The sequence below is a fragment of the Oceanobacillus sp. HCA-5259 genome (assembly GCF_037892815.1).
Lineage (GTDB): Bacteria > Bacillota > Bacilli > Bacillales > Amphibacillaceae > Oceanobacillus > Oceanobacillus indicireducens.
Map to the genome: position 1 here is coordinate 34,457 of NZ_JBBKBV010000006.1, position 13,670 is coordinate 48,126.

Genomic DNA, 13,670 nt, shown 5'->3' on the forward strand with positions numbered 1-13,670 from the left:
TGTTCATTACTCCTTTAATCTGTTTAATAATGCATGATTTTCTCGAATGTATCCTTTAATATGATAGCGATTATCCGCTTCATTATAGGACTTATCTGTAAGGATTGCTTCTTGCTCCAATTGGACCATCAGTCTGCCTTCATTTGCTTCCAGCGCGACATGGAACGGCACCCATACCTCTTTTAACATCTCTTCTATTTTCCTTAAGATGAGCTGCATATCTTCTTCTTCGTACGCAGAAACAAGAGAATACGGGCGTTCGTGAGCAATGAAATCTTCCTCTAGAAGGTCTTTCTTATTATAAATATATAACATCGGCAATTGATCTGCATCCAATTCCTGTAAAAGTTCTTCCACTGTTTCAATATGTTGTTCGTAATCCACATGGGATACATCGATAACATGTAAAAGAAAATCAGCTTCTGCAACTTCCTCTAATGTTGAACGGAATGCTGCAATAAGAGATGTCGGAAGATCCTGAAGGAAACCAACCGTATCGGTCATTATCGCTTGAAATCCAGAGGGGAGTACGACCCTCCTCGTTAATGGATCCAGTGTCGCAAAAAGCTTATCTTCCTGAAGTGTATTACTATCCGTTAATTGATTAAATAAAGTTGATTTTCCAGCATTTGTATACCCGACAATGGCAATCTGGAAAATCGCATTATTCCTTCTGCGTTTCCGGTATTGCTCACGCTGGTTGACAACAAGTTTTAGGCGATTTTTAATATCACCGATTCTGCGCCGGATATGACGGCGGTCTGTTTCTAATTGCGTTTCTCCCGGACCTCTTGTCCCAATTCCACCGCCGAGACGGGATAATTCAATTCCCTGACCTCGTAATCTTGGTAATAAATATTCCAATTGGGCAAGCTCCACTTGCAGCTTACCTTCTTTCGTTTGAGCCCGCTGCGCAAAGATATCTAAGATCAGCTGGCTCCGATCAATAATCCGGACTCCTAGATAATTATTTAAATTCCTTAATTGGCCGCTAGACAATTCATCGTTGGAAATAACAAGGTCGATTTCCTTTGCTTCAACCTCATCTTTAATCTCCCTCAATTTCCCTTCACCGAGGTAGGTTGCCGGATGGATGTGGTTGCGATTTTGCGTGAAAACCCCCTCCACTTTCCCGCCGGCTGTATTACTCAATGAGATTATTTCATCGAGTGACGATTGAAACCGTTCCTGTAATTGTTCTGGCTTTCTTACTGCGATAACTAAAATCTTTTCTGCCATAAGTTACCTCTCTTTTACTCATTTTCAAATTTAATATCTGCTGCGGTAATTTCCATTAGCCTTTCCGGTTGGTAATTTTCCGTCTGGACGAGTCGGTATGCCTGTAACCGAATCGCCTTTTCCATCAAGTTCCGTACCGAACGGGCATTGGCGAAATGTCTTCCTTTCGTTGCTAATTGATGATATAAATAATCCCTTAGCTTTCTGTCCGCTTCCATTGTTAATTGATATTCCCTTAATCGAACCATTTGATGTGCTATTTCCATTAATTCTTCCAATTTATAATCGGGAAAATCAAGAATAAACGGAAACCGCGATTCCAGTCCTGGATTGGTCGAAAGAAATCGGCCCATTTCAGAGGGATAACCTGCGAGTATAAGAATGAAATCCTTGTGACCGTCTTCCATATGTTTTACAAGTGTATCAATCGCCTCTTTACCAAAGTCCTTTTCTCCACCGCGGGCAAGTGAATAGGCTTCATCGATAAAGAGAATGCCCCCCATTGCTTTTTCAATTAGCGCTCTTGTTTTTTGCGCCGTCTGTCCAATATATTCCCCAACAAGATCGGCCCGTTCCGCTTCAATAAAATGTCCCTTCGAAAGGATTCCAAGGTCAACATATAATTTAGCAAGTCTGCGTGCAAGTGTTGTTTTTCCTGTACCGGGATTGCCCTTAAATAACATATGCAATACTTGCTGGTTAGAAGAAAGCCCTGCTTCCTTTCTTTTTTCGTTAATAAGTACGGTCGCATAAATTTGTTTTATCGTTGTTTTAATTTGTTTAACGCCAACAAACGAGTTAAAAGCTTCCTCTATTTGTTTGAACTGATTATTAAAACCGGCTGAACGCTTTCTTTCAGTCTGGGATAGAGTATCTTGCAAAACAATATTGATCCGGCCATTCCGGCTCGCTCTCATTTCCGTTTCCATATACTCACTCCTTCGTCATCCCAGTATACGTAAATAATCATAAAAGGGTGACAAACGCCCAAATTCAAAGACAGTAGTGTCCATCCAGGCTAAGTGCGCGGGTTCGATGTCGCCCCATACATGAGAGTACTTAATCGAACTTCCTTTTTACAGGAATGCTATAAAGTAAAACTCATTCAGCAAGTGGGAGGATAGAAGTTTCATTAGAAAACGGATGCCAATAATAGCATCCGTCGTTATTACTCATTTTCTAAGTTAACATTTTTCACTGGCGCAAAAGTTGAAATTGCGTGTTTGAAAATTAGTTGCTGCTTTCCGTCGGTTTCCAGTAAAATCGTAAAATTATCAAACGCTTTGATAATCCCTCGTAATTGAAATCCATTTGTCAGAAAGACAGTAACCGAAGTGTGATTTTTTCTTAATTGATTTAAATAATGTTCTTGAATGTTGACATTTTGTGCCATGGTACTTCCTCCCTTTTTCTATCTATATAATCTTAATTCTACTTCATTTTCAATATTCCTGCTATCTTTTGCAAAATCATTGTAAACTTTTCCTCTTTTTCTTCCGGATGGATCGAAAACCACTCTACTGGCAATTGGTTTTTAAACCAGGTAAATTGCCTTTTTGCATAGCGTCTTGAATTTTGTTTCAATTTCTCGACTGCTTCATCCAGACCTTCTTTGCCTTCTAAATACGGAATAAATTCTTTATAGCCAATCGCTTTCATTGCCTGGGTATTTGCGTAACCCGCATGATAGAGGGCCGTAACTTCTTCAAGCAGGCCTTCTTCCATCATCATATCCACGCGGGCATTAATTCGTTCATAAAGCGTTGCTCTTTCCATTTCAAGCCCGATAAACAATGTATTGTACTTCGGTTCTTTTTTTTGCTCACTTTCCCATTCCGTTTTTGTTTTCCCGGTAGTTTCATATATTTCCAGCGCACGAATAACGCGGCGATGGTTGTTTGGGTGAATTTTTCTTGCCTGGTCGGGATCGACCTCCTCAAGACGGCGGTAAATCTGGTTAATCCCTTCTTCTCTTGCTTCATTTTCTAACTTTTTAGTCCTGAATTCATCCCGAGGGATGTCAGGGAAATTATAATCAAATAAAGCAGCCTGTATGTATAGACCGCTACCGCCCACAATTATAGGCAGGCGGCCTCTTGCGGTAATTTCTTCGATTCTGTTTTCCACATCAGCTTTGTATGCTGCTGCCGAATAATCTTCCGTCGGCTCTAACATATCAAGCAGATGATGGGGGATTCCTGCCATTTCTTCTTTAAGGATTTTAGCCGTACCGATATCCATCCCTTTGTACACTTGCATCGAGTCACCGCTGATGATTTCTCCTTGCAGTTGTTTGGCAAGATAAATACTGAGAGCTGTTTTCCCAACAGCTGTTGGACCAACAACGGCTATGACTGTTTTTTTCATCGTATTACCCCTAGATTATTATAAATTGTTATTTCTCTTCCTGATAGCTCTGGAGCATCCATAGTTCTTTCTCGAGTGACGCCAATTGTTCAATAAGCAAATCATTCGTCGGTTCATCCGCAAATTCTGCAGTTAATGCAAGACCGGTCTCTCTTATTTCATTTGCGATTTTCTCAAAATCATGAATTAATTGGGTAATCATTTCCGCTTCTGTATCATCCGCGTTCGCTTCTTCAAGCGTGCCTTGCTTCAAATACATACTCATTGTCGCGAGCGGCTGGCCACCGATCATAATGATTCGTTCAGCAACTTCATCAAGCTGGTCTGCTGAACGATTGTAGAGCCCTTCAAAATGTTCATGGAGCTGGAAAAAATTCTTCCCTTTAACGTACCAATGGTAACGATGGAGCTTCACATACAGAATAAAGTGATTGGATAGTAATTGGTTCAAAAAGTTTATTAACGACTGGTTATCCAAAGCTTTTCACCTCATGTATTTTTTCTTACTAGTTTACTCCATTCAGGTGTTTGTTATACCCTAAAACTTTCACACCTCAAAACAGGAAAGTAAATCAGCCTCATCAACAGCTCGCTGTCTTTGAAGAATTTTTTTAGGTGATCCCTTTTATTTAGCGTAAATGCATCTTCCACCTGGAGGTCCGCCGGGCAACTGAACGGCAGGTAGAACTAGGACGCTAAAAATGAGAATGATCAAGACACTTGTGCCGAGTGAAGGTAATCCGTAGTGTCTTTCGGTTACTTTTAAAAAGGCATCATTGGGAAATGGAACAAACTTTTAGAGTCGTGTCCATAAGCCTAAGTACTAATTATAGCAAGGGATAGCTGAATGTTTTTAGGCTGCGAAGTGAGTTTATACCTTTACATGCTCCGCTTAAACATCTTCTCAAGCTCATAGCTGGAAAAATGGATAATGATCGGTCGTCCATGAGGACAAGTAAACGGATCTGTTGTCGATCTCAAGTCTTCAATTAGTTGGAACATATCATCTATCGTCAGATGGTGATTTGCTTTAATCGATCGTTTACAGGCCATCATAATTGCCGCTTCCTCACGGATATGCGCGATATTAATTTTATCATCTTTCATAATCTGCTCGATAATATCACGAACGACTTCTTCCTCAAATCCCTTTGGAAACCAACTCGGACAGGAACGAATGATATACGTTTTCTCCCCAAACGGTTCAAAAAAGAGCCCGACCTTTTCCAAGTCCTCTTTATATGCTTCGATAAACAATGCCTCTTGGTTCGAAAATTCAAAAGTTAAAGGGAGGAGCAGTTGTTGGGAGTCCGTACTCGGTTTCCCAAGTTTATCCCTAAAAAACTCATATTTGATTCGCTCCTGGGCAGCATGCTGGTCAATCATATAAAAGCCTTCTTCATTCTGTGCGAGAATGTACGTGCCATGCAGCTGACCAATCGGATAAATCAATGGAATCCGGTCTTCTTTAGGTGCCTCTACTGCCTCTTCCTGTACCGGTTCTAAATATTCTGGTTCAGGATCTGGCACCGGGATCGTTTCATCCTGTTGCTGAATCGACTCTTTCATGACCGGTGGCTGTATTTCTCTTGTCGGTTCTTTAATAATGGTTTCTTCTCTAACCGATTGCTTGTTCACTTCCTCTTCCATAGGTGCCGAAAAGGTGAATTGTTCTTGGATTGATTGCTGTTTTTCTTTCGGTTGTTTATATTCGATTTCCGGTATTAAAGTCTCTTGTCTAAGTGCTGTTCGGATTGTTTCTTTCACAGATTCATAAAGTTCTTTATCCTTACTAAACCGTACCTCCAGTTTCGTTGGATGAACGTTCACGTCCACTAAAATTGGATCCATGTTTATTTTCAGAACGACGAGTGGATACTTTCCAATGGTAAGCATTGTATGATACCCATCCATAACTGCTTTAGCCAATGGATAATTCTTAATATAACGGCCATTGATAATCGTCGATATGAAATTACGTGAAGCACGAGTCACTTCCGGCCGGGCGATATACCCTGTAATTTCATAATCAAGCGATTCATGGTGAACTGGAAGCATCTTGCGCGCTACCGACATGCCATACACTTGAGCAATGACTTGCAACAAATCACCGCTTCCAGAAGTTTTAAATAACGTTCTTCCATTATGAATCGCCTCAAAGCGAATTTCCGGATAAGATAGAGCGAGTCGGTTTAATAAATCAGTAATATGGCCTAATTCCGTATGAAGGCTTTTCATATATTTCAATCGGGCTGGAGTATTGTAAAATAGTTGCTCGACAGTTATCTCTGTACCCTTTCTCGCATCACTTTTATTTCTTTCTACAATCTCACCGCCTTCAATGGATAAAATAGTACCAGCTTCTTCTCCTGTAGATGTTTTGAGAGTTAGTTTGCTGACAGCAGCAATACTTGCAAGCGCCTCGCCACGGAATCCGAGGGTACGGACATGGAATAAGTCTGTCTCATTACTGATCTTGCTTGTCGCGTGGGCGAGAAATGCCCGCTCGCTATCAGCCGCGGTCATTCCATCCCCATTGTCCGTCACTTTAATTCGGGTAATTCCTGCTTCATCAAGTTCTATTTTTATCGAGGTACTACCCGCATCAATACTATTTTCCACCAACTCCTTCACAACAGATGCAGGACGTTCGACAACTTCTCCTGCTGCAATTTTATTCGCCAGTTCGGTAGGCATCTGTTTTATTTTCATAGAAACATCCTTTCTAACTTCAAGCCGTCCGTTATTTTAGCTTTTTTTGGAGTTGATATAATGCATTCATTGCTTCCATTGGCGTCATTTCAAATAAGTTTAACTGTCCTAAGTCATCGATTACTTGCTGCTCTTTTTTTGTGAGCTTATTTTCTTTCTCAGGTGAATTTTCTTCAATAAAGAAGGAGAGTTGACCAGCTTCCATTCTTTCTGTGACCGGTTCATGTTCAGCACCCTCTTCCAATTCTGTAAGAATCGCCGTCGCCCGTTCAATTAATGCATCTGGAAGTCCAGCGAGCTTGGCAACTTGAATTCCGTAACTTTGGTCTGCCGAACCTTCCTTAATCTGGTGAAGAAATACAACATTGCCCTCATATTCTTCCGCGCGGACATGAATATTCTTCAACCGTGGAAGGGTCTCTTCCATCGCAGTTAATTCATGATAATGTGTGGAAAACAATGTTTTTGCTTCTATATTATGATGAATGTACTCTACAATCGCTTGGGCAAGTGCCATGCCATCATATGTACTCGTTCCCCTGCCTATTTCATCCAGTAGGATTAAACTGCGATCGGTCGCTTTTGCCAAAGCATGATTTGCTTCAAGCATCTCCACCATAAATGTACTTTGACCAGAAACAAGATCATCAGCAGCACCAATCCGCGTAAAAATCTGATCGAATAGGAGCAAATCAGCTTCCTCACACGGTACAAAACATCCGATTTGAGCCATAATTACCGTTAGAGCGAGTTGCCGCATATACGTGCTCTTACCTGACATGTTCGGACCGGTAATTAATAGAATACTATTTTCGTTATCCAGTTGAACGTCATTCGGCACAAATGTCCCCTCTGTCATTACTTGCTCAACAACTGGGTGGCGGCCATTTTTAATCGATAAATTCTCTCTCACAAAGCGCGGTCTTGTGTAATTATTTGCCTCACTGACTGTAGCAAAGGACTGAAGCACATCAATCTGACTGATATGCTCAGCAAGTTCTTGGAAGAGTGGAATATGATTTTTCATTTTATCTCTAATTTCAACGAATAAATCATGCTCCAGTTCGATACTTTTATCTTCTGCTTCAAGAATAATCGTCTCTTTTTCTTTTAGTTCTGGCGTGATGAACCGTTCGGCATTCGTTAACGTTTGCTTTCGTTCATATCGTCCTTCTGGTAAAAGATGTAAATTCGCTTTCGTAACTTCAATATAATAACCAAATACTCGGTTATATCCGATTTTTAATGATCTGATGTTGGTTCGTTCTTTTTCTTTTTGCTCTAATTCTGCGATCCATTGTTTCCCATTTCGCGATGCATCACGGTATTCATCTAGTTGTGCATTGTATCCATCTTTGATGATATCTCCTTCTGTGATCGATGCAGGCGGGTCATTCGTAATACTTTGCTCAAGCAGAGCGACGACTTCTTTTGGATAGGTAAGTTCATCTGCCAATACTTTCATTTCTTCATTCGGGAATTGATAGAGAACTTGTTTGATTTCAGGAATGTTTTGTAAGGATTGTTTCAACTGGATGAGATCGCGCGCATTTACATTCCCGTAAGCGATCCTTGCAGCCAATCTTTCCATATCATATACGGACTTCAACGCCTCTCTCAGCATGTCCCTTTCCATAAAACCGTTGTAAAATGCTTCAACAATATTCAATCGTCTTTCAATTTCTGTTTTCGTTAACAACGGTCGCTCGAGCCACTTTTTCAATGTACGAGAGCCCATTGCTGTAATTGTTTCATCAAGTACCCATAATAAACTGCCATGTTTCCCTTTTTTAATAATCGTTTCTGTTAATTCCAGATTACGTTTTGAAAACATATCGAGTGATAAATAATTCTTTAGTTCGATAACAGTTGCCTGTTGTAAATGGTCGAGCGAACGTTTCTGGGTCTGTTGAATATAGTTAAGCAACCTGCTAAAGGCTGTCATTAGACGTTCGTCATTTAAATTCTCCGCTAAATCACGGTACTCCCCATTAAATGTAATCTCATCTTGATAAGATAATGTAACCTGTAACCTTTCTTTTAATTGCGCTTGCAAATCCTCTTCTAAAGTGGAAGATATGACGATTTCTTTGATCGGCTGATTGTATAATTCATGAAGAACTGCTTCCCAGCCTGCTTCAATGAGAGTTACACGGTTCTCCCCGGTCGATAAATCATTATAAACAACGACATAAGAGCCGTCATTGAAATGCGAAAGACTGCAGAGATAATTATTCTCCCCTTCATCAAGCATCGATTGCGACATAACCGTACCAGGAGTAATAATCTGAACGACCTCTCTTTTCACAACTCCTTTTGCTGTTTTGGGGTCTTCTACTTGTTCACAGATTGCTACTTTATAGCCTTTATCTATTAGTGTTTTTATATAGCTCTCCGCAGAATGATAAGGAACTCCGCACATTGGAATTGCTTCACTTTCACGCTGTGCGCCTCTTTTTGTTAATGTTATTTCAAGTTCTTGCGCCGCTTTAATTGCATCATCATAAAATAATTCATAGAAATCACCTAGGCGGTAAAATAAAAATGAATCTTGGTGAGCGGCTTTTATTCTTAAGTATTGTTCCATCATTGGTGTATTCTTTGCCATTATTAAGCCTCCAACATATCCGAAATCTTCTCCCGCCATTATAGCATAAATTAATAACTTCCCTCTAACCCGCTGACTTTTTCTTTCCAAATCAGTAGATATTAGAAAGTCAGGCAGATTTCTTTCCAACTCCAGTAGAACGATTTGAATTTAATTTATTGATTTTGGAAGTATGCACTTTAGGTGTTTGCCATGCATAAAATGACTATGAAAAAAGAGGAGGTAAATACAGCTATGTCTTTTCTAAAAAAAGATTATCGAGAAATCATCACCAAGGCAGTTATTGGGAAGGGACGTAAGTTTACAAAGGAATTTCATACGGTTACTCCCCCAAACCGTCCCTCGAGCATTCTCGGGTGCTGGGTGATTAATCATTTATACCACGCAAAAATGAAATCTACGGATAGTGTAGAAATAAATGGTAGCTATGAAGTAAATATCTGGTATTCCTTTAATGATAATACAAAAACACAGGTTGTTACGGAAAAAGTAACATATCGGGATATTGTGCCCCTATCCATCAAAGATGAAAATTGCCTGAATGATGATTTCGATGTGATTGCGAAAGTGTTACAGCAGCCAAATTGCCTGGAATGCAAAATTGAGAAAAAAGGAAGTAAAATTAAAGTTGAGGTGGAAAGAGAATTTATCGTGCAAGTAATTGGCGAAACAAAATTACTTGTAAAAGTGGATCCGACTTGGGATGCAAATAAGGTGGAAGATGAAGACGACGATGAAGTGTGGGAGCATGCCGTGACGGATGATGAATTAGAAGATGTCCAAACAGATTTCATCCATACTAAAGATTAAGCAGTTTCCCAAGCGGAGAGCTAAAGTGAAGCTTCATTCAATGAGGGAGGTATCCTTACCTCCCCCACTGAATGTTAGTTTAACAGAATCAGGGATTACAGACCGTTCATACGTGATTAAAAACCAAGCATTCTATTATGCTTGGTTTTTAGCTATTTTGTTACTTTTGTACCTGTTTTCCCTTCTAATACATTACCGCCTGTTCCTTCAATAATACGGTTTGTTACTTCTCTAGAAATTGTAGTAGATACAAGCTGTAAGACATCATTTACTGTCACTTGGAGTTCTTTGAATTCTGAAACGATAGGGATACCGTCTAACTCACTTTGTAAACGATCCAGTTGCTCTTCTACACGAGCTAATGCTTCTTTCTTATCATAAGCCTGTAAATTTACTGCTTGTTTTTGTAAAGCTTTAATCTTTGTAATAAGTGTTTGAATTTTTGTACTTGCATTTATTTTAGCTTCGAGTTCTTTAAAGCGGTCAATTTCTTCCGTATTTGCTAGCATGTCTGCCAATTTTTTTGCCGCGTCAAGTACTTCTTTCCTTGAATACTGTGCCATGTTACTTCACCTCAATTTTACTTTCTGCCATGATACCATCTAAGGACCAAGTTTTTGCTTCGGTAATTTCCACTTCCACAATCTGACCAATTGCTGATTTCGGCCCTTTGAAGTTCACAAGCTTATTCTTCTCTGTATACCCTGCGAGAATATCAGGATTTTTCTTACTTTCACCCTCAACGAGTACTTTTACTGTTTTTCCTTCATATTTCCTCATTGATTCCGCAGATTGTTTGTTTACAAGTTCATTTAAACGATAAAGACGCTGTTTCTTCACTTCTTCTGGTACATCATCTTTTTTTCTTGCAGCCGGCGTTCCTTCACGCGGAGAGTAGATGAACGTGTATGCTGCTTCAAAACCGACTTCTTCCATTAGTGTCATCGTCTCTTCAAACTGTTCATCCGTTTCGTTCGGGAATCCGACAATGATGTCAGTCGTCAATGTGACATTTGGAATTGCTTTTTTAATTTTACGGACAAGTTCCAAGTATTCTTCCCGTGTATATTTACGGTTCATTTTCTTCAGAACTTCCGAGCTTCCGGATTGGACCGGTAAATGGATGTGGTCGAGCAAGTTTCCACCCTGGGCCAATACGTCAATCAAATGATCATCGAAATCTCTTGGGTGTGATGTCGTGAAACGGACCCTTGGAATGTCAATTTTATGAATGTCATTCATTAAATCTCCAAAGGTATAATCCAGATCTTCAAAATCTTTTCCGTAAGCATTCACATTTTGACCGAGTAAGGTGACTTCTTTATAACCCTGGGCGACCAGATGTCTTACTTCTTGAATAATATCCTCCGGTCTTCTGCTGCGCTCTTTTCCTCTTGTCATTGGGACGATACAATACGTACAGAACTTATCACAGCCATACATGATGTTGACCCAAGCTTTGATTTTTCCTTTACGAGCTTTCGGAAGGTTTTCAATGATATCGCCTTCTTTAGACCATACTTCAATGACCATTTCCTTTCCAAACATCGCTTCTTTAATCAGGTGGGGTAACCGATGGATATTATGTGTTCCAAAAATAAGATCAATATGTTGATGTTTCTTTAATATCCGGTCAACAACTGATTCTTCTTGGGACATACATCCGCAAACACCAATAATGAGATCCGGATTTTCAAGCTTTAATGGTTTCAAGTGTCCAATCTCACCGAACACTTTATTTTCCGCATTTTCCCGGATGGCACAAGTATTTAATAAGATAATATCTGCTTCTTTTACATCTTCTGTTGCAGTATAACCCATTTCCATAAATATTCCAGCCATTACTTCTGTATCATGTTCATTCATTTGACAACCATAGGTGCGAATTAAGAACTTACGCCCCTCACCCACCGTTTGCATATCTTCGGGAATAGAAAAATCATATTTAAATTGGACTTCTTCTTTCCTTCTCTTTCTTGCTTTTTTAATGTCAGGGGTTTTGGGGGTGTAATTGGTATGGAAATACTTTGCGATCATATCTTCACTGGACGTTTGTTTAATCCGTTCGAAATTCTCTTCTGTATTAATTTGTGCCTGCTGCTTTCGCTCTTGTTCGTTCATCTCGGCTCTCCTTTCAATGAGTACTTCTATGTATAAGTTTACAACATAATAAGTATAAGGCTTATGAATAAATTTAACAATATATACCGCGAAACTGCAAATAAAAACCTTCCTTGATTAGAAGGAAGGCGTATGATTGCTTTTTAATTATCTTGGTTCCACGATTAATTTGATTGCAGTTCTTTCTTCTTCATCAATCTTGATATCAGTGAATGCCGGTATACAAATGAGATCTACTCCACTTGGAGCAACGAATCCTCTTGCAATGGCTACAGCCTTTATTGATTGATTCAATGCTCCTGCACCAATCGCCTGAATTTCTGCAGTTCCTCTTTCGCGAAGCACATTTGCGAGAGCCCCTGCTACTGAATTTGGATTAGATTTTGATGAAACCTTCAATACTTCCATTAGTAGTACCTCCCTTACCTCAGTTTTATAGTTCTATTTCTACTATATTCTTTGAGTTGTAAGCTTATTCCCTAAACCTGTTAGAAGACATCAGGAACAGCCAACTCGTATTGCCTCAGTAAAAGGGATGTTTGTGAATAACAGTCAGGCAAAGAAGGGGTGGTCATCATTGATTAATATTCTTTCGATGTCTACTGCTTTCCCTGTTTTTGAATCAATGGAAACTAACACTGCATTTAATTGTTTTCTACCCTTTTTTGTAATTTCAAAACGTACAGGCAGTGATGTTAGAAAGCGTTTTAGAACAGCTTCTCTTTCTACTCCAAGTATTCCATCGTAAGGACCAGTCATGCCTACATCAGTGATATAGGCGGTACCGTCGGGAAGAATTCGCTCGTCTGCAGTTTGTGTGTGAGTGTGTGTGCCGACGACAGCGCTGACTTTTCCGTCAATATACCAGCCAAATGCTTGCTTTTCACTTGTTGCTTCACCGTGGAAATCGACGAAAATAATGTTCGTGTGCTTTTTTGCTTCTTGAATCAGGTTATCTATCGTGGTAAATGGGTCTTCAATTGCTGGCAGGAAGGTTCTCCCTTGCATGTTAATGACAGCTACTTTAAGATCATTCACGTTTAAATAGATGATTCCTTTTCCTGGGTTGTTGTCCGGAAAGTTTGCAGGGCGGATAAGGTATTTGGCTTCATCAATGAAGTCAAAGATTTCTTTTTTATCCCATGTGTGGTTTCCCATTGTAATTGCTTGGGCACCCCATTCGAGGAAGTTGCGGTAAATCGTTTCTGTAATTCCTTTGCCCGCTGCTGCATTTTCGCCGTTAAGAATCGTGACGGTTGGGCGGTATTTTTCTTTTAATCTTGGCAGATATTCCTTAACCATTTCCCGTCCTGGTGAACCAACAACATCACCAATAAATAAAATTTTCATCTTTACATCATCCTAACCTAATTCCTAATTTTTAAAAGTCTGTTCTGTTTTCCCAATTACTCCCTCTTAGGAAGTAACCGAAAGAAACTACTGAATCCTTTCATTCAGCGTAAGTGTCTTTGCTCGTTCCTATAGTTTAGAACTCTAATCGCCGTTCAGTTGCCCGGTGGACGGATGCTTTCCGCGGGCACAGCCGAAGCCTCCTCGGGCTATCGCCCTGCGGGGTCTCCGGACTCGTGCTATTCCCGCAGGAGTCACCGTCCACCGGGCAACTGAACTGGAAGAGAGCGTTATTATTATTGGAAACAATCATATCATGATGAGAATTCTATTCCTAAAATAATAAATAGGATTCCAAATTCGGTCTTCCCTGGGAGCAGTCCAGACACCTTGAGACTCCAGCAGGAGGATAGGCATAGGTGAGACCCCGCAGGGCGGCAGCCCGAGGAGGCTCACCAGCCGC

12 protein-coding genes are annotated in these 13,670 nt (G+C 40.1%); 1 reads left to right on the forward strand and 11 read right to left on the reverse strand.

Annotation, left to right across the window (positions count from 1 at the left end):
* Positions 1-6: 6 nt before the first annotated feature.
* The 7 genes from hflX to mutS all read right to left on the reverse strand — a co-directional run bounded on the left by hflX (position 7) and on the right by mutS (position 8,926).
* On the reverse strand, positions 7-1,239 hold the full coding sequence (gene hflX / locus WKU33_RS05405) for a GTPase HflX (RefSeq protein ID WP_156856462.1): 1,233 nt from the start codon (positions 1,237-1,239) through the stop codon (positions 7-9).
* Positions 1,240-1,253: 14 nt separating this feature from the next.
* Positions 1,254-2,168, reverse strand: coding sequence for an AAA family ATPase (locus WKU33_RS05410; RefSeq protein ID WP_156856461.1), 915 nt, complete (start codon positions 2,166-2,168; stop codon positions 1,254-1,256).
* 239 nt (positions 2,169-2,407) lie between these two features.
* Positions 2,408-2,632, reverse strand: a complete 225-nt coding sequence (hfq, locus tag WKU33_RS05415; RefSeq protein ID WP_156856460.1) for an RNA chaperone Hfq — start codon at positions 2,630-2,632, stop codon at positions 2,408-2,410.
* A 38-nt stretch (positions 2,633-2,670) separates the two neighbouring features.
* Positions 2,671-3,606, reverse strand: coding sequence for a tRNA (adenosine(37)-N6)-dimethylallyltransferase MiaA (gene miaA, locus WKU33_RS05420; protein WP_340453579.1), 936 nt, complete (start codon positions 3,604-3,606; stop codon positions 2,671-2,673).
* Positions 3,607-3,634: 28 nt separating this feature from the next.
* Positions 3,635-4,057: a Dps family protein gene (locus WKU33_RS05425; protein WP_340453581.1), complete on the reverse strand. Its 423-nt coding sequence runs from the start codon at positions 4,055-4,057 to the stop codon at positions 3,635-3,637.
* Between the two features lie 428 nt (positions 4,058-4,485).
* Entirely contained in the window at positions 4,486-6,318 is a 1,833-nt protein-coding gene (gene mutL, locus WKU33_RS05430) for a DNA mismatch repair endonuclease MutL (protein ID WP_188858494.1), read from the reverse strand.
* 31 nt (positions 6,319-6,349) lie between these two features.
* Complete coding sequence (gene mutS / locus WKU33_RS05435) at positions 6,350-8,926, reverse strand: DNA mismatch repair protein MutS (protein WP_340453585.1); 2,577 nt, start codon at positions 8,924-8,926, stop codon at positions 6,350-6,352.
* A gap of 234 nt (positions 8,927-9,160) precedes the next feature.
* Between mutS and cotE the strand changes: the two genes are divergently transcribed.
* Positions 9,161-9,736 (forward strand): outer spore coat protein CotE, encoded by a 576-nt coding sequence (gene cotE / locus WKU33_RS05440; protein WP_156856455.1) that lies wholly within the window; start codon positions 9,161-9,163, stop codon positions 9,734-9,736.
* 152 nt (positions 9,737-9,888) lie between these two features.
* Here cotE and WKU33_RS05445 read toward each other — a convergent pair whose 3' ends face one another.
* The 4 genes from WKU33_RS05445 to WKU33_RS05460 form a co-directional block, all read right to left on the reverse strand.
* A complete protein-coding gene (locus WKU33_RS05445; protein ID WP_156856454.1) occupies positions 9,889-10,299 on the reverse strand; it encodes a RicAFT regulatory complex protein RicA family protein in 411 nt (136 codons plus the stop codon).
* A gap of 1 nt (position 10,300) precedes the next feature.
* Entirely contained in the window at positions 10,301-11,857 is a 1,557-nt protein-coding gene (gene miaB / locus WKU33_RS05450; RefSeq protein WP_156856453.1) for a tRNA (N6-isopentenyl adenosine(37)-C2)-methylthiotransferase MiaB, read from the reverse strand.
* Between the two features lie 147 nt (positions 11,858-12,004).
* Positions 12,005-12,265: a stage V sporulation protein S gene (locus tag WKU33_RS05455; protein ID WP_156856452.1), complete on the reverse strand. Its 261-nt coding sequence runs from the start codon at positions 12,263-12,265 to the stop codon at positions 12,005-12,007.
* A 144-nt stretch (positions 12,266-12,409) separates the two neighbouring features.
* Complete coding sequence (locus tag WKU33_RS05460; RefSeq protein ID WP_188858505.1) at positions 12,410-13,207, reverse strand: TIGR00282 family metallophosphoesterase; 798 nt, start codon at positions 13,205-13,207, stop codon at positions 12,410-12,412.
* Between the last annotated feature and the right edge of the window lie 463 nt (positions 13,208-13,670).